General features: G+C 61.3%; 14 protein-coding genes. 8 read left to right on the top strand and 6 right to left on the bottom strand.

Annotated elements, in window-relative coordinates; genetic code table 11:
* Nucleotides 1–40 precede the first annotated feature (40 nt).
* Both QM712_RS03310 and QM712_RS03305 read left to right on the top strand, forming a co-directional pair.
* Entirely contained in the window at nt 41–1,810 is a 1,770-nt protein-coding gene (locus QM712_RS03310) for a cellulose synthase operon protein YhjQ/BcsQ (protein WP_415021610.1), read from the top strand.
* Nucleotides 1,807–3,066, top strand: a complete 1,260-nt coding sequence (locus tag QM712_RS03305; RefSeq protein WP_415021609.1) for a polysaccharide biosynthesis/export family protein — start codon at nt 1,807–1,809, stop codon at nt 3,064–3,066. The genes QM712_RS03310 and QM712_RS03305 overlap by 4 nt, the downstream gene beginning before the upstream one ends.
* 69 nt (nt 3,067–3,135) lie before the next feature.
* Here QM712_RS03305 and QM712_RS03300 read toward each other — a convergent pair whose 3' ends face one another.
* Nucleotides 3,136–3,306: a hypothetical protein gene (locus QM712_RS03300; protein ID WP_415021608.1), complete on the bottom strand. Its 171-nt coding sequence runs from the start codon at nt 3,304–3,306 to the stop codon at nt 3,136–3,138.
* Between the two features lie 235 nt (nt 3,307–3,541).
* On the opposite strand from QM712_RS03300, the gene QM712_RS03295 reads away from it, so the two are divergent.
* Nucleotides 3,542–4,966, top strand: a complete 1,425-nt coding sequence (locus QM712_RS03295) for a hypothetical protein (protein ID WP_415021607.1) — start codon at nt 3,542–3,544, stop codon at nt 4,964–4,966.
* Between the two features lie 9 nt (nt 4,967–4,975).
* Here QM712_RS03295 and asnB read toward each other — a convergent pair whose 3' ends face one another.
* Together asnB and QM712_RS03285 are read right to left on the bottom strand one after the other, a co-directional pair.
* Nucleotides 4,976–6,916 carry an asparagine synthase (glutamine-hydrolyzing) gene (gene asnB / locus QM712_RS03290; RefSeq protein WP_415021606.1) on the bottom strand — a complete coding sequence of 647 codons (1,941 nt, stop codon included), beginning with the start codon at nt 6,914–6,916 and terminating at the stop codon, nt 4,976–4,978.
* Nucleotides 6,917–7,177: 261 nt separating this feature from the next.
* Complete coding sequence (locus QM712_RS03285) at nt 7,178–8,467, bottom strand: O-antigen ligase family protein (protein ID WP_415021605.1); 1,290 nt, start codon at nt 8,465–8,467, stop codon at nt 7,178–7,180.
* A 260-nt stretch (nt 8,468–8,727) separates the two neighbouring features.
* On the opposite strand from QM712_RS03285, the gene QM712_RS03280 reads away from it, so the two are divergent.
* From QM712_RS03280 to QM712_RS03260, 5 genes are all read left to right on the top strand, one after another.
* The gene (locus tag QM712_RS03280; RefSeq protein WP_415021604.1) at nt 8,728–9,678 is read left to right on the top strand and encodes a glycosyltransferase family 2 protein; all 951 of its coding nucleotides are present in this window, start codon (nt 8,728–8,730) and stop codon (nt 9,676–9,678) included.
* Entirely contained in the window at nt 9,675–10,460 is a 786-nt protein-coding gene (locus tag QM712_RS03275; protein ID WP_415021603.1) for a WecB/TagA/CpsF family glycosyltransferase, read from the top strand. Before QM712_RS03280 ends, QM712_RS03275 begins: the two co-directional genes overlap by 4 nt.
* Nucleotides 10,421–11,647 (top strand): non-hydrolyzing UDP-N-acetylglucosamine 2-epimerase, encoded by a 1,227-nt coding sequence (gene wecB, locus QM712_RS03270; protein ID WP_415021602.1) that lies wholly within the window; start codon nt 10,421–10,423, stop codon nt 11,645–11,647. The genes QM712_RS03275 and wecB overlap by 40 nt, the downstream gene beginning before the upstream one ends.
* 74 nt (nt 11,648–11,721) lie before the next feature.
* The gene (locus QM712_RS03265; protein WP_415021601.1) at nt 11,722–12,864 is read left to right on the top strand and encodes an acyltransferase family protein; all 1,143 of its coding nucleotides are present in this window, start codon (nt 11,722–11,724) and stop codon (nt 12,862–12,864) included.
* A 115-nt stretch (nt 12,865–12,979) separates the two neighbouring features.
* A complete protein-coding gene (locus tag QM712_RS03260; RefSeq protein WP_415021600.1) occupies nt 12,980–13,765 on the top strand; it encodes a class I SAM-dependent methyltransferase in 786 nt (261 codons plus the stop codon).
* A 68-nt stretch (nt 13,766–13,833) separates the two neighbouring features.
* Here the strand turns inward: QM712_RS03260 and QM712_RS03255 are convergent, their stop codons facing one another.
* The 3 genes from QM712_RS03255 to QM712_RS03245 all read right to left on the bottom strand — a co-directional run bounded on the left by QM712_RS03255 (nt 13,834) and on the right by QM712_RS03245 (nt 17,660).
* Nucleotides 13,834–15,015 carry a glycosyltransferase family 4 protein gene (locus QM712_RS03255; RefSeq protein WP_415021599.1) on the bottom strand — a complete coding sequence of 394 codons (1,182 nt, stop codon included), beginning with the start codon at nt 15,013–15,015 and terminating at the stop codon, nt 13,834–13,836.
* Nucleotides 15,016–15,216: 201 nt separating this feature from the next.
* Entirely contained in the window at nt 15,217–16,716 is a 1,500-nt protein-coding gene (locus QM712_RS03250) for a lipopolysaccharide biosynthesis protein (RefSeq protein WP_415021598.1), read from the bottom strand.
* Between the two features lie 20 nt (nt 16,717–16,736).
* A complete protein-coding gene (locus tag QM712_RS03245) occupies nt 16,737–17,660 on the bottom strand; it encodes a cupin-like domain-containing protein (protein WP_415021597.1) in 924 nt (307 codons plus the stop codon).
* Nucleotides 17,661–17,693 lie beyond the last annotated feature (33 nt).

Below are 17,693 nucleotides of genomic sequence, written 5' to 3'. Positions count from 1 at the left end.
GCAGCGATAGCTGCGTGATTTGAAGTGCGGGAGTTCATTGATGCTCGATGCGACAAAAGGCAGGCTTCCCGTTATCGACAATGGATATCGACCGGGTCTCGTCGTTTCCCAGCCGGACAAGATCAATCTTGCGACATCACTGAAGAGCGTTCGCCAACGCGGCCGCCTGATGATCGTTCTGACGCTGGTCGGTGCAGTGATCGGGTGCCTGCTCGGCCTCACCTTCATCGCCGTGAGAATTCCGGCGTATTCCGCCTCGTCGGAGCTGATGATATCGAACACGACCCTGAATTTGTCCGGCCCGGAAGCCGTCGTAACCCAGGTCATGCTCGATAATTCGGTCATCGAGAGCGCGATGGCTTTGTTGAAATCGACCCGCGTGCTCGAGCGGGTCGTCGACAATCTCGGATTGGATGAAGTCGAACGCATATCCGTGAAGAAATACGCCTGGCCGAGCAGCCGCCCGGCGCCGGAGACAAACGACAGCAGACGACAAGCGGCGATCTCCTCGCTGAAGTCGAATACGACGGTCACTCGCGTGGGCGCATCCCAGATCGTTGCGGTTCGCACGAGAGCGATCAGCGCCATCGACGCAGCGAGGCTCTCGAACGAGATCGCCGGGGCACTCGTCAAGGACCAATACGACGCGAACGCGATCGTCACCACGAACGCCGCACTGCGCGAGCGCATCAAGGTGCTCGGCCCGACGGTCCGCATCATCAGCGAGGCAGCCCCGCCCATTTCGAAGGATGCGCCGTCCGGAACAGTGGCACTGCTGCTCGCCATCATTGCCGGCACCGCGCTCGGTGCAGCGAGCGCACTGGCCTGGATCCTGCTCGATCCGCGCTTGCGCTCCGCGGCGCAGCTTGTCGCCGCAACGTCGGTCGAATGTTTCGGATATGTGCCCCTGACCAACCGTCCTGATAGGCCCAACCAGCCGTCTCTTCCACCGAAGCAATCTCCGCCGAAACTCGAGATCGTCAATCGCTCCCGACGCGGCCCTCAGCCCAAACAGCCCGCAGCCGCCAAGAAGGCTCATCCAGTGACGACGGCCCGGAATTGGCTGACTGGCAGGATCCGCAGCCTCGCGCCGTGGCCATTGGGCGCAGAGCCGAAAGATGCTCCGGACCTGGCATCCAGCCTGAAGCGATCGATACTGCGTCGCGTGCGCCTGGCTGTCAGCGAGAAGTCGACGAGTCTTCCCCACATCATCGGTGTGACATCTCTGCTCGCTGGAGAGGGAAAGACGACGCTTGCGGCCGATCTTGCCCTGTTCGTTGCCAATGAAGGCACACCCGTGCTTTTGATCGATGCGTCCTCGCCTGAATCGACACAGGTGCCCGGACAAAAGCGAGAGCCGGGTCTCCACGAATTGCTGCGGGGTACGAGCACGGCGGACAAGGTGGTCCAACGCGATATTTGTCCACACCTCGATTTCCTGCCTCGCGGAGCTCTCCAAGGCGACGTGGATATGTGGTGGGGCGATCTCCTTCACGCCGTCGCCAGCGCGCGCACGACACACTACAAGTGGATCATCATCGATCTGCCCGGGTTCGCGACAGATATCGACGTCCGCGCCGCAGGCCAGGTGTTGGACGATCTTCTCATCGTGGTCGAGTGGGGCCGCACCACTCGGACGCAGTTCAAGCAAGGACTGAGCGCTCTCGGCCCCCTGCAGGAACGGATCATCGGCACAGTCCTCAACAAGGTACCGTGGTCGTCGATCGATACGATCACCGCAAACTCTGCCCGAAACGCACGGTCAAGCAATCATCGGTCAGAAATCATTCACGGCCAGGCAACAAGATGAAGACATTCTGCAAGATCGCGATGGCCTTGAGCCTCGCTTGGGCCATCGGCGCACTCGCGACACCCGTCTGGGCCGCCGACTACAAGCTCGGAGTTTCCGATCGGGTCAAGATCAAGGTGCAGGAATGGCCTGACATCAACGGAGAATACACGCTGAATGCGGACGGCGTCGTTTCGCTGCCTCTGGTCGGCAACATCAATGCCATCGGCCTGCGCCCGAGCGAGTTGGGGCTGAAAATTTCGGAGCTCTTCAAGAAGCGCTCCGGGGGATCGGATCAGATCCTGACGGCGGTGGAAATCGCCCAATATCGGCCGTTCTCGATCATGGGAGACGTCCAGAAATCCGGCCAGTATCCGTATCGACCAGGGCTTACGGTCCTGGAGGCCGTCAGTATCGCAGGCGGCTATTATCGGCCTGAGACAGGCCCCCTCCGCATCGACCGCGACGTGGCGATCGCAAGCGGTGAAATCAACACCATGACGATCAAGCTGAACAGGATGCTGGTTCACGAGGCGCGGCTCGGCGCCGCACTCGCCGGCCGCGATGATTTCTCGCTGCCGCCTGAGCTGTTCAAGCTGAAGGATGATCCCGAAACTCAGAACCTCATGAAGAGCGAGCAGGCTGCGCTTTCGCTCGAAATCGAGATGAAGAAGAACGAACAGGCCTCCTTCGAAGCCGTGAAATCGCTGTACCACGACGAGATCGAAACGCTCGATGGACAGGTCCAGGCTCTTGGCGAAGAAAAGGAAAGCATCGGGACCCAGCTCAGCCAGCTGCGTTCCATGGCGGCCAAGGGTCTTGCGCTTTCCCCGACCATGTTCGCTCTGGAACGCTCATACGCGCAGGTCGTCAACCAGCAGATGAGCGCAGGAACCGCGATCGTGAGGGCCAAGGAGAACATCACGGTGTCCGAGCAGCGCATGAACCAGTTTCAGCAGGAGCGAAGCCGGCTCAACAGCAAGGACCTGCAACAGACGAGAGATGCGATCGCCGAGACGCGCGCGAAAATCGAGACCGCGTTCCAGCTGCTGGACGAGGCGCAGACCAGTGCGCCGAACGCGCGAGTTCCCCTGGACCGCGTGCGCTCGGGCTTCACCATCTTCCGCAAGGACGGCGAGACGATTCGGCAAATTCCGGCGGACGAAACAACGCTGGTTTCCCCGGACGACGTCGTCAAGATTCCGGCGATCCGTGCGCCGATTGCCATTTCGAGCAATTCCAGAGGTTCGTATCGCACCGATCCCCCGGACCGTTGAGCCGCGGCGGATCACTGCTCCGAGACGCAATATCCGGAGGGCGACTGACACGGCCGGTGTCACGTCGTTCTAGATCTGGCTCGCCCGGTATTGGCAAATGAACGCATTCCTCCCGCGATTGATGCTGTTGTTGTGCGTCTGCTCGATCAGCGTAAGCGTGGAGTCCGCCAGCGCCGAAAGTTCGGATGCAGCAAATTCGACCTCACCGGTTTTGGCGTCCTCCCCATCGCGCACTCCCACCTCTCTCATTCCTGCAGAGCGCGCGACCAGATGGGAGCCCGGCATCCTGTCGGACGACCAGCTCCAATTGCCTTTGGGCCCCGACGGACTTCCGAGCCGGTCTCAAATCTGCGCAACTGTCGATCCGGGCGGAGACATTCAGAGAGCGATCGACGATTGTCCGGAAGGCCAGGTCGTCAAGCTCAACCCCGGCACATTCGAGATAGCGGGCACGATTCAACTCACCAAGGGGATCGTGCTCCGCGGCTCCGGCTCGAACGGCGCACCGACCGGCACGACAGTCGTGAAATCAGGTGGCGGCACGGTCCTGGCAATCGGCAAGGACAGGGACTTCATCTGCTACAATGGCATGATGCCGGCGGGCGTGGACCTCGTCGAGGACGGGGCCAAGGAGAGCACGACGCTGAACGTAGGCCCCTCGGGAGTCAGCGCAGCCAGCGCGCGACGCAATTTCTCTCCGGGAGACCTCGCCCTGGTCGATCTGATCGACGATCCGACCATCCAGCAAGGCGATTGCAGCTATTTCAAGAGGTTCCCCAAGCGGTCGGTGAGCCAGCGCGTCGAGATCCGGTCCGTCGACCAAGCAACGGGGAAATTGTCCCTGAGCTCGCCGCTCCATTGGAATTTCAGGGCTGGCGGATCGTACCAGGCGCAGATTTCCAGGGTCACCAGCCCCACGACCCGCTGGGCCGGTGTCGAAAACCTGAAAATCATGGGCGGTACGAACGACAATTATCCCGGCGCAACGGCAGGCGGGATCGACATATCCAACGCCGCGTATTGCTGGGTCAAGGATGTGGAAACGGGAGGCACGATCGGAGGCGTTCATATCTCATTGACCGGAACGTATCGATGCGTCGTCCGCGATTCCTACGTCCATCACTCCGCCAAATACGGCTTCGGCACGGATTCCTACGGCATCGTCCTGAAATGCGGGGCAGCGGAGAATCTCGTCGAGAACAACATCGCGCGATACATGAACAAGCCCATCCAGCTCAATACGACTGGTGGCGGGAACGTCATCGCCTACAATTATGCCGACAATGCGTGGTCCACTCCCGGCGAATGGCAGGAGACCTCCATCGATACCCACTGCTCCTTCCCGCACATGGAGCTGATCGAGGGGAATCTGGCGCCCCACATCGGCATCGCGGGGACCCACGGCAATTCCGGGTATCTCACATTCTTCCGGAACTACGCCTCGAGCCAGTTCGCCAGTCCGGCCGTGTGGAATGATGGACCGCTGGTCCAGACGGGCAACGTCGCAGCCATGGTTTTCGCCGCGGGATCCATCGGGATGAACGTGATCGGAAATGTACTCGGTTCGACGAAGACCACGACGGCGGCAGCGAGCAGGACTTACGAAAGCGGCGACGGCAGCGTTCCGTCGATCTTCACGCTGGGCAACGACGGCGCAGGTCTCTCCGACGTCGCAGCCAAGACGCTGTTGCGAAACGGAAACTATGACACGATCCACAGGTCAGTCGTTTGGTCGGGTACTCCGCTGGCGCTGCCGCCTTCCCTCTATCTGTCGAGCAGGCCCGCCTGGTGGCCGACGGGAATGCCGTGGCCATGGGCAGGACCCGACCTTGAGCCGATGGTCGGTACGCTTCCGGCAAAGCTCAGAAGCGACACCAACTACAATCCACCCACCCCGTGAAATCGGGACTCAGCGGAAAACCCGGTTGCGATGGCACCACCGCACGAGAACGAATATCGCCCAAACCCGTGACCAATAGATTCCGGGAGCTCCATCGACGAAAGCGCGCCAAAGGCGCTCCACCGCCGACGGATTCAGGCCGACTGGAGCGACGGCCTGTGGGTCTCGAAGCGTCTCATCCATGGCTGATTTGAGGCCTCGGCGAATCCAGCGATCGAACGGGAGAACGAAGCCGCTCTTGGGGCGTTCGAACAGCGCGGCGTCGAGACCGCGCAGTCCAATGCGCCGCAGGATCGCCTTCCGTCCCAGCGGTGAATATCGAACCGAATCCGGCAGTCCGTCGACACTGTCGAAGAGCACCTGATCCACGAGCGGCAATCGTTGTTCGAGCGACGACGCCATGCTGGCGGCATCGTTGTCGCGCAGCAATCGCTCGCCGAGGAACATGCGCTGCTCCATGACGCTGATGGCTGACAGCGGTGAACGGCCCTTCGTCTCGACGAGAAGCTGTTGGCGCATCTCGATTGGAAGACCGAGCGCCGACGGCTCGGCGAAATTGCGATCCAGGAGTTCGCCCTGGAACTCCGGCAGGAATAGCGCATAAGCGTGCTGATAGAGCGCCAGCAGATCGTCGCCGTGGCGAACCATGTCGGGGAGCTTCGCCCAGCGGGTTTGAGGCGGCACCGCCGCATCGGTACGGCGCAGCGGCCAGGTCGCCATCCTTGCGGCCGCGACGCGCAGATCGGACGGCACCCAGGAACTGCGCATCGACCAGCGCTGAAGTGTCGGCAGATCACGGTAGGACGGATAGCCCCCGAACAACTCATCCCCGCCGGTGCCGGACAGCGCTACGGTAAAGCCCGCCTCGCGAATGGCCTTCGACAGATAGTAGGCATTGAGCCCATCGAAGGTCGGCTGATCCAGGCTATCGAGCGCAGTCTCCAATCCCTCGACGAAATGCTCCTCGGAGAGAAGCACTTCGTGGTGCTGGGTGCCGATGGCCGCTGCGATCTTCCGGGCGAAGGGAGCCTCGTTGAATTCCTGCTCCTCGAAGGCCAGCGTGAAGGTATGGATGGGGTCCTGGGAAGCCCGTCGCGCCAGGTTGGCGGTCGCGGCCGAGTCCACCCCTCCCGACAGGAAGACCGCCAGCGGGACGTCACTGGCGAGATGAAGCCGGGTCCCCTCCTCGATGATGGCAGCCAGATCGTCCTCGCTCATCGTCCGACCGGGCGGCCGCTTGGCGATGCTCCAGAACTCTCTCTGGTGCATCTCATTGCCGGATGCGTGCAGCTCGATGACGTGACCCGGCGGCAGCAGATTGACGCCCTTCACCGCGCAATCCGGACCGACCACGAAACCGTTCCATATGACGCTGGAAACGGCCTGCGGATCGAGACGAGGCGTTCCCAGCAGGCCGGAGGCCAGAAGTGCACGAAGCTCCGAAGCAAATGCCAAGGACCAACCCGCGTTCGGATCCGACGATCGCGCCACATAAAGCGGTTTGATACCGAGGGGATCCCGGGCGAGAAGAAGCCGTCGCTGCGAAGGGTCCCAGCACGCAAAGGCGAACATGCCACGCAGCCAGTTCACCGCGTCGGGCCCGTGCAGGCCCAGCGCTCTCAGCATGACCGCCGTATCGCCGGTGGACCGAAACTCCTGGCCCTCAGCCTCCAGCCGTCCGCGCAGTTCGTGAAAATTGAATATCTCGCCGTTGAATACGATCACATGGCCCGTCACCGGGTCGACCATGGGCTGTGCGCCCGCCGGCGAAAGGTCGAGGATGGAAAGCCGGCGATGGCCCAGCAGCACGCCCCAGCCCTGGTCATCCGGCTCGGACACCCAGGCTCCGCCTGCGTCGGGACCGCGATGGAGCATCGCACTGTTCATGCGCTGAAGCGCGGCGCGGTTCGCCTCATCCAGACGGCCGACAATTCCGGCAATGCCGCACATCAGCCAAATCCTTCGAGGCGGTCATAGAAGCACCCGAGCTTGTCGCTTCCGGATCCCCAATCGAGCGCGTGAAAGGATCGCAGCTCCAGGCATCGGCACGCGCCGCTCTGAGAGCGCGGCTCCGTGCCGCATCCGCGCAAATCCAGGTGGAGCCTCGCATGACCGGGACGGAGGACCCGAAGCCCACCTTCCGATCTCATGGTCTCGACGCCCGGTCTGAGGGTTGGCGCGGCGGCCTTCTCGTTACGCACAGCGCATCACTCACGAGGGCCTATACGGCCCCGAAGGAGCGAACCTCTGGGCCGGCATGGGCATCTCCGCGGCAGCCGGCTGCGCATGGCGTCCGATTTCGACGGCCACAATCACAAACACCACCCAGAGCGGCTCGCTGGCATGCATCCAGATGGTTTCGAGACCGTTGTACAGGATGACATAAAGAGCAATCGAAAGAAGGAGCCAAAACTTTCGAAGGTCCGCGACACACGCGAGGCGGTGGAGAGTCGTGAAGATGAATAGCATCAGGAGACCGAGGCCGACGTAACCCAACTCCAGGATCGTATCGAAATAGCCGTTGTGGGCGTTCGGCATGTTCGCGACCCAGCCCGGGGCCTCGACGACGCTGGGTGCATCGGACCCCACGAGCCAAAAAGATTGGTACCCCCATCCCAGGACCGGCCTTTGCGCAATCTCCGAGAATGCGAAATTCCATATGTGAGTACGGCCCGTCAACGTTGGATCGTTGTAGAGAACGTTCGAGATGTTGATCGCATCGAAATCGTAGAAGCTGGATAGACCGACATAGAGAATCAGAGCGGTCATTATCGCGATCGCGGGAGACGCTCGCGTTATCTTTGTGAAGAGCAGGACGAGGCCTGCCAGCATCGGGCTAACAAGCGCGAGAGCGAAGGCCGTCTTGGAATCGCTCCATGAAAGAAGCAAAAAGGCGACGCCCACGATGACGATGCCAAACAGCCGACGAAAACCGGGATAGAGCAACTCGTGAATCGCCAGCAGAAGTGCCATTCCCGAGAATTGTCCCAATGCATTCTTGCCCGGCAGATATCCAGCGTACCCAATGGGCGTCTGATATCCAAACACGACGTTCAGAACCGCACCCGCCGCAAAGCATAGAAACACACCGCGCATCAGATCTGCCGTTCGCGTCGCCAGCATGGCCGGCAGGACGATCGACGACAGAAGCATCACCTGCTGCGCAAACCTGACGAAAGACGCCTCCGGCCTGAAGGCCCAGAGAATGCTCGCTCCGGCAAAGGTCACGTATGCCAGGAGGCAAACCAGGTGCGACGGCCATCGACGCAGCCGATCGTGATTCTGGATGGCCATGACGACCGCGACGGCTGCGATCGCGGGGACGAAAATCCTCGAGACCAGGCTTGGCGCCCCGTTCTGGATATCCATCGCGGTGCTCGGGCTGGGGTCGCCGGACAGAAGAAACGGTCCGATAACGACCGCATAGGCACACGCGAACAGCGTCACGACCGCGTATCTGTCGAGAGACAAACCTGACGATTCAGTTGAGTGCTCGCCCATTCGACATATCTACCCGCGTCTATCCGCGTCCAGGAGAGGTGGATCGCCAACGCCAGCGAAGCCCGGCCCTTCGCCCGCCGCCATTGCTGAAAGCTCCCATCAAAGGCGGCCTCAAAATCAATGCGACAAAACGCTTAGTCCGGAATTTTAAATAAATAAACCGGTTTATATCTCTAGCCAAGCCAATTAATGTTTGATTAAAATGGCTTAATTAACTATTAATTGGCAATTAAATTGTTCCAAATGTGAGCGTACGGCACGTGACCGGTTCGGGCCGATATTTACTCATCTCTCCCTGCCGCGACGAAGCTCGGTATCTCCGTCGCACGCTTGAAAGCGTCGCCGCCCAGTCGGTGCTTCCGGCCCTGTGGATCGTCGTGGACGACGGCTCGACCGACGAAACCCCGGCCATACTCGCGGAATATGCGCGCCGCCTGCCTTACCTGCGCGTGGTGCAGCGGAAGGATCGCGGCAGCCGCCAAGTGGGCCCTGGCGTGATCGAAGCCTTCTACGAAGGGCTCGAGACCGTGGACCTCGACGACTTCGACTACGTCTGCAAGCTCGACATGGATCTGGATCTGCCGGCTCGCTATTTCGAACTGCTGATCGAGCGGATGGAGAATAATCCGCGCGTGGGCACCACCTCTGGCAAGCCTTGGTTCGTTCACCCGCACAGCGGGGAAACAGTCCCCGAAGCCTGCGGGGACGAGATGTCGGTCGGCATGACCAAATTCTACCGGGTCACCTGCTTCAAGGAGATCGGCGGCTTCGTGCGTCAAGTGATGTGGGACGGCATCGACTGCCACCGATGTCGCATGCTCGGCTGGATCGCGGAGAGCCAGGACCATGCGGCGACCCGCTTCCTTCACCTGCGTCCGCAGGGCGCAAGCGACAAGGGCATCTGGACCGGGCGTCTACGGGCCGGCTTCGGCCAGTATTTCATGGGGACATCCCCGCTCTACTACCTCGCTGTGACGACCTACCGCCTGCCGTCACATCCGGCCGTGATCGGCAGCGTGGCCATGCTGTGGGGTTACGTCCGGAGCTGGCTCAGGCGGGCCCCACGTTACGAAGATCCGGAGTTCAGGCGCTTCCTGCGTTCCTATCAGCGCGCGTGCCTGCGCATGGGGAAGCGGGCCGCGACCCTTCGGATCGACTCCGACCAAGCGCATCTCTGGCATTCAAGACATCCATCCCTGAGGCTACAATGAGCCGGACTGCAACTGCAGAACTGATGGGGCTCGCTTTCGATGCCGTGCCCATGGACGCCGCGGTGGCGCGGTGCCTCGATCTGTGCCGCGCGCCACGCAGCTCCCACACCGTCATCACCGCGAATGCGGCTCATCTCTGCATGATGCGCCGTGATCCGGAACTGGCACGGGCGTGCAAGGAAAGCCACCTCACGCTCGCCGACGGCATGTCCGTGGTCTGGGCTCTGCGGGCCTCGGGTCAGCGGATTCCTGAACGGGTGACGGGTGTCGACCTGATGGCGCGCCTGCTGGCCGTCGCCGGCAAGCAAGGCCTGCGCGTCTACTTCCTCGGCGCGAGGATCGAGGTCGTCACGGCGCTCGTCAACGGCACCAAGGCTCAATATCCCGATATCGAGATCGTCGGCTTTCGCGACGGATATTTCGATGCCGACGCCCATCTCGGCATCGTCGAACATATCCGCGCAGCCAAGCCCGACATCCTGTTCGTCGGAATGCCTTCCCCCTTCAAGGAAACCTGGTGCGAGCGTCATCGGCAGCGCCTGGACGTTCCGATCATCATCGGTGTCGGCGGCAGTTTCGACGTGCTGGCCGGCTTCATCAAGCGGGCGCCGCAGGCGCTTCAATCGATGGGGCTCGAATGGTTGTGGCGGCTTCTCATGGAGCCACGACGGCTGTGCAAGCGATACGTCATGAACAATAGCGAATTCGTCTGGCGAGCAGGCCGGGAGATCGTTGCCCGTCGATGGGGCCGCTCTCCGCCGCCCATGGTCCAGAGCGAGTAGCGAGGCAGGTGCCGAAGATGCAACGCAACATACTGATCTTCATGGGGACCCGGCCGGAAGCCGTCAAGCTGGCGCCCGTGGTGACTGCGCTGCGCAATGCCGCCGACCTGCGTTGTACCGTCATCGCTACCGGCCAGCACAAGGAGATGTTCCAGCAAGTCGCCGAGACCTTCGGCTTTGCCGTTGACGACAATCTCGATGTCATGCGCCCCAACCATACACTGGCCGGCTTGACCGCCAGGCTGGTGGACAGCATCGATGGACGGCTGGAATCTGCACAGGCCGACATGGCGCTGGTGCAAGGCGACACCACGACCGTTCTGGCCGCCGCATTGGCCTGCTTTTACCGACGCATTCCGATCGGCCATGTCGAAGCAGGGTTGCGCACCGGCAATATCCTGTCGCCCTTTCCGGAGGAGGCGAACCGGAAGCTGGCCACTCCACTGATGTCCCTTCACTTCGCCCCCACAGATGCAGCTCGCATGAGCCTGCTCCGTGAATCGGTGCCTGAGGCGAGCATCGCGGTCACGGGAAACACGGTGATCGACGCGCTTCGCATCGAAACGGCGACCCAGGCCTCCGACCCCGCCCTTCGGTCCTGCATCAGGGCCGAATTGAGCGAACTGCTCGGCGACGACTGGCTCGACGTTCCCACCGTCCTCGTCACCAGTCACCGAAGGGAGAACTTCGGGCGAGGCATCGAGCAGATCTGCAACGCCATCGCAACGCTGGCCGCGCGTTTCCCTGACCATCGTTTCGTCTACCCGGTGCATCTCAATCCCAATGTGCTGGTTCACGTCAATCGGCTTCTGTGCGGATTGCCGAACGTCAAGCTCATACCACCTCAGGGCTACCGAAACTTCGTGGCGCTCATGGCCCATTGCCGGCTGGTCCTGACCGATTCGGGCGGACTGCAGGAGGAGGCCCCGTCATTGGGCAAACCAGTCCTGGTGATGCGTGATTCCACCGAACGTCCCGAGGGAGTCGCCGCCGGAACGACACTCCTGACCGGAACCAAGGCACAAGTCATCGTCAAGCACGTCACGCGGCTGCTGACGGACACGACGGCCTACCGCGCCATGGTGACGACGAAGAACCCCTATGGCGACGGTTATGCCGCCGATCGGATCGTCGAGCGGATCCGCCAGTATTTCCGCGAGCGCGACCAGGACCAGAGGGCCGCCTGAACGAAGGCCGGCGGACGACAGACGGAAGGAGTGAGGAATTCCGCCTCGTTCCATCCATTTGATAAGGTGAATTCGTGACGTTTCAGGACGCGTTGAGCTCAGCATCTTTCAGGGGGCCTGGCTTCGACCATGTCAGGCTCTTTGCTGCGTTCATTGTCCTCCTGCATCATTGCCGCGGAGTTCAATATTTCGACTTCCGGGATGACCTCCTGCTGCAATACAGCGCCGGCTTCCTGGATTTCGGGCGCTTTGCCGTGGTGATCTTCTTCGCCATCAGTGGATTTCTGGTCACGCCGAGCCTGCTGCGGACAGGAAATGTCGTGGACTACGCCGTGCATCGCGGCATGCGGATCTTTCCAGCCCTTATCGTCGTCGTTGCGCTGACGATCTTCCTGCTGGGTCCGGCGCTGACGGCAGAACCGCTATCGTCGTACTTCGAAAACGCCCAGACCTATCGCTACGGCAAGAACATATTGACCCTGGTGGTCGATCAGTTGCCGGGGGTCAATGAACGCACCGGAACGCAGCTGACCATCAACGGCTCGCTCTGGACGCTGCACTTCGAGGTCCTCTGCTACATCGTCCTCGGCCTGATCGGTGCAATCGGCCTGTTGAGCCGCCGCAACGTCGTTCTGATCGCCTGGTGCGCGTTCTACGCCATCTATGTTGCGATGTGCACAATGCCCTCGTTCGCGGCCGCTCTCCCGGCCCGCTTTTCGACCTTCGCAGGACTATTCGTTTACTTCGGCTCCGGCGTTCTGCTGTATCTGTTTCGAGAGCGAATTCCGTTCTCGATTGGTCTGGCGTGCGCCGCCATTGCGCTGTTGCTGATCGCTCTGCCTTTCGGCGGAGGACCGTTGGCCGCGCCGGTCTGCCTGCCATACATCATGGTGTTTTGCGGTCTTTCGCAGTTGCCGGAACGGGTACGCCTGAAGCACGACATCTCGTACGGCGTATACCTCATCCATGCGCCGGTCCTGTTCGCGTTCAGTCTTACCTTTCCCGATGTCCGGACGTGGTGGGTCGCCGCTCTGGCCGTTGCTCTCGTGACCTCGAGCTTGGCCTACGCATCGTGGACCTTTGTGGAGAACCCTGCTCTACGGAAAAAGAAGGCCGCCGCAACCTGGGTCAATCGCGGCATCAAGCGGATCCTCTATCCGCTCCGGATGCGAGCCTCGACCCGGGCGTCCGTCCCCGAGACGCGAGTTGCGCCATGATCCGGAGACGAGAGCACACGTCGCATCAGCCGATCAAACCGAGCGACGTCGGCAATCAATACGAACGCGCTCCAATGGACCGCGGTGCAGTTCGACACATGCCGGATGAATGTTGATGGCTCTCTCGCAAGAGCCGAGTGTCTGGAAGGAAAAGCAGATGGGCTTGCACGAACGAAACTGGCCTGGCGTTCGCGGTCATCTCCGCCAGGGACCCGTCGCGCCGGAACGCAGCCTCAGGATCAAGGCGTTCTATAGCCTGCTGCCCTATATCTCGCACCTCGCTCGACGGCGACGCATGCGGAACTTCGTGCAACTCATGGAGATCAAGCCGGGCACGCGCGTGCTCGACCTGGGAGGCAGCCCACGCATTTGGGACAACGTGGACGTCCCTCTCGATGTCACGATGCTCAATCTGCCGGGCGCGATCCCTTCAGCCGAGCTGGAGGACATTCGCACCCCAGGCGCAAATATTCACCGCTTCCATCACCTCGAGGGCGACGCATGCAACGTCGCCCAGTTTCCTGACGACTCTTTCGATCTGGTCTTCAGCAACAGCGTCATCGAGCACGTCGGCCCGGAAGACAAGCAGGATGCGTTTGCCCGCGAAGTCCTGCGTCTCGGGAAGTCATACTGGGTGCAGACCCCTTCGCCGTGGTTTCCGATCGAGGCGCATTCCGGTCTGCCATTCTACTGGTTCTATCCGGAACGCTTCCGCGCATGGCTGCTGCAGCAATCGCAGAAGACGCTCCCCACCTGGTGGACGGAATACATCGCCACCACGCGCGTCCTCACCCGGCGAAGGGTAGCGAAGCTCTTTCCGAATGCCCGGATCCGCGTGGAGTTCCTTTTCGGCCTGCCGAAATCCTACGTTGCCTACTCCGTCGGGAAACGTTCGCATTAACGTTCAGGATGGGCCGAGATGCATCGGTCGATCCCGTCGCATCAAGGGCGCCCCTGCTGCGCTGATCGCTAGACGGCGTCCGCGACCGCGAGCGACGCCGCCTTGGACGAACGGTCCAATACCTCACGATAGAACTTCTCGAGCGAACTGGCTGCGCTGCTCCAGGCGTACCGCTGAACCGCCAGTTGCCTCGCCGATTGGCCCAGACGCGCCGCCAAAGCGGGGTCGGCCAGCAAATCGTTGATCGCCTGCGCAAATGCTTCGGGTTCGTCCTCGATCAACAGATCGCGCCCGGGCGCGGCCTCGATGCCCTCGGCCCCCAGCGAGGTCGACACGATCGCAGATCCCATGGCCATCGCCTCGACGATCTTGAGGCGAGTTCCGCCGCCGTAACGAAGAGGCACGATCACGGCCGTAGCCGACGCCAGATGGGGCCGAAGATCGGACACAAAGCCCGTGATCTCGACACCTTGCTGGCTCAACGCCAGAATAGACGGCGGGGCATCAGCACCGATGATCTTCAAGTGCGCCTGCGGATGAACCGCGGTCACGCGCGGCCATATGTCCTGAACGAAATGCGTGACCGCGTCGACATTCGGAAAATAGGAGAGAAGCCCAAAGAAGACGACGGTGCGGCCGTCCGGCGGCGGCTCCGTCGGAGACGGACGGTAGTAGTCGACGTCGGCGGCATTGGGAATCACCAAGCTCCGGATTCCAGGGACTTCGTCGAGCAACCGCCGCTGATCGTTTTCACTGCACAACGAAACCCCATCGGCATCGCGATAGGTGCCGAGTTCTTCCCGCCGTAGCTTGCGCCAGTTCGCTCCCGCGTAGAGGCGTCTTGGAAGGCTGCCGGCGCGCGCGTACTGCCTCGCCAGATCATAGTCGATATTGTGCGAGGCGACGACAAGCGCCGGCGGCGTGCATCCGGGCGGTGCCTGGCGCAGTTCGCAATTGCCAAGAAATGAAAATTCGAGGTTCACGATGTCGAATGCCTTGGCCCGCAGAACCCGGTCGAGAGCCTCCTGCAACGCCGGCACGCTGACGATCATCCGCTCGAAGCTCTGAGTTGAGGCGATGGAGCGAAGCTGCAGCAGCCTCTTGGAAAGACCGCCGTGACTGTGAGGGTTTGGAACGAGCACCACCTCGTCGCAATAGGCCTCCATGGCGCTGCGGCATTCGTCGAGATCGAACGAGGACTCAACCAGGACCACCGCAGTGAGGCGGTGACGACGTGCGAGCTGGGTCATCAGCCCGTGCATCCGCGCCTGGGCACCGCACCGCGGCGGGCTTGCAGGCATCTGTGAGACGCAGAGAATGTCCAGGGGAGCTGTATTCATAATCCATCACGGTGAAGCGTGCATCGACAGGCTGTGCAGCCCCGACGACTATTGTTCCGTCGCGGTAACCAATTAGCTCACCTTTCGGCCCTGCAGTCCATTCCGTCTTCCTTATCGGGCTTTCAGCAGATCTTTCGCAACCGAGCCGACCAGCCTGATCGGTTCAGTCAGCCGAAACACCCCTGCCACGATGAAGAGATAGAGGAGCGAGCAGAACGCCACCGAAAACGAAATGCGGACCAGGATGTGGTAGTCGCTCAGGAACACCGTTTGCAGACCCCACCCGGCAACCAGAACTGCGATTGATCCGATCAGCTGAGGTCCGACGGCTCGCATGACGAGCGCAGCATCGATCCCGATCGCGTCTCCGGCATAAGTGATGGACGGCACCGCGATGAGCAACGACACGATGACGGTCGCAGCGGCGACACCCGTCGGGCCGAATGGCAGCCCCGCAACGACGGCCGCCAGCTGGAAGCCGAGAGTGACGACACCCCAGTTTTGCCAGCGATCAGGCCGTCCCAGCGAAAGATGCAGCCAGGCCTGCGACCCCTCGATGACCTGAAAAATGCCGCGCACCGCAACAATGCTCAGGAGCGCTCCAGCCACATGCCACTTTTCACCCAGCAACAACACCGTCACATCCTGAGCCGTGACCGACAGAATGGCTGCGGTGGGCATCAGGAAGAACGCCAGGACCGACAGGGCCGCTTCGTACTTCTGCCGGAGCGCGGCAGGGTCTGATCGAAGCTTGCTCAACGATGGTGTCCCGACCGCCTGAGCCTGGCTGATCACCAACAGAATTGAGTATTCATACAGCACCGTGGCGTTCTGGTAGTAGCCGACCACATCGGGTCGGTAGAACAGCCCCAGCCCGATCCGATCAACGGCCTTCGCCATACTGTACGCGACGGAAAAGCCGACCACGTGGAGTCCGAAGCGCATCATCGACTTGACTTCGCCGTCGAACACCGGCCGTCGTGGTTTCCAGTGGCACAGGGTCCATGAGCCGATAACGACGCAGAGTGCTGTTGCGATCGGTCTCAGCACCAGCGCCCAGTAGCCGTAGCCGTAACGGGCCATCAATATGGCGACCAGAACTCCGACAAAGGTGCTCGAAACCTGGATCCGGGCGATCGCGCCGAACTGCATGGTGCGCCGCAGGAGCGCCATGTGCTGACTTGACAGTCCCAACAGCGCGAAGGTGATGGAGGCGCACAATGTGATCGCCTCGAGCCTCGGGTCGTGAAAGATCGACGCGATCAAGGGGCTGCATGCAGCGGTCGCAAGCGCGACGACCAGGCCGCTCGCGGCGCTGAACCAGAACAGGCTGCTGATCTGGCCCGGCGTTATCCTGCTTCTCTGTGCCGTGGCTTCCCCGAGGCCGAAGTCGATCAGCATCGGCGCAAAGCTCGTCACGACGATGAAGATCGCAACGAGACCGAAGTCCTCCGGCACCAGGAGCCGCGCCAGGATGACGGCTCCGAAGAGCTGCAACGCACCATTGCCGTATTGCATCACGAGCGACACGATGCCGCCGCGTAAGGCACGACGCCCAAGATCCTGAACGATCTTGTGGTCGTCGAAATATGCTACCGCCTGCTTCGTCATTCCCTGGTCAAACAGCTCGATTACACGGCCGCGACCAGATCAAGCCACTTGCCCACAAAGAGCAGGTAGGCATTGACCGCCCAGATCGGCAGCTTGCGGCCGGCCATGTAGTACCGGGAGAAGTCCTTGCTGAAGTCGTACCAGTTCGCGGCATTGACGCCGTTGATCGATACGGTGATCGACGGCGTCAATATGCGCGCAGTATGCCACCAGCCGGATGGCATGAAGAGCGTTTCGCCGGGGTGGAGCGTGAAGCGAATGCCTTTCGCTTTGCCAAACAGCGAGAAGCGATTCGTGTCCCAGTTCTCGATATCGACGATCTCCGAAATGTTGGGCTGCTCGCGCGCCTGCGCGTCATTTTCCTGTTCAGCATTGCCCCGCACATACAGGTACGGCGTCTGGTCGGGCGCGAAGCCGATATACTCCTTCACGCCCTGAATCTGCATCAGGAAGGCATGAGTATGAAGGCCGTCGTAATGCAGGACCGGGAACTTGGCCCCCTTCCCGCCGATATAGAGCTCGGTATATGTCATCGGCGCGCGCGCCGACATCAGCGGATGCTCCAGCCAGTTCGGCCGCGTGCAGGACGCCATCGGCGCGATATCGGCCTGAAGCGCGGCCGGTAGTTTCGTGACGAGATGGTTGCGCAGGTAAGGCGCAGGAGATTCCGGAGTGGAAGCGACGACTTCATCGATCAGCCGAGCCATCGACAGCTTGCGCCCGTCGATCTCCAGGTCCAGGTCGCCATACTGCTCCTTGAAGAACTCGAATGTCCATTTATCCCTGGCGGGCCACTGGTCCAGTGCGCCCGTGATGATGACGGGCTTCAATGGATTGATGTAGTCGCGCACATAGCGCTCGCAGCCGATCTGCGACCACTCATGACGGTCGATCTCTTGCGAGAACGTTGGACCATTGCGGACAGCTTCCAATTGATCACTCATGTCACGCCCTCCCGGCTACAGGCATAATTCTCA

This window comes from Bradyrhizobium sp. (genome assembly GCF_047605465.1).
In the GTDB taxonomy this organism is placed as follows: Bacteria; Pseudomonadota; Alphaproteobacteria; order Rhizobiales; family Xanthobacteraceae; genus Bradyrhizobium.
This window is presented reverse-complemented; position numbering and strand designations above follow the sequence as displayed.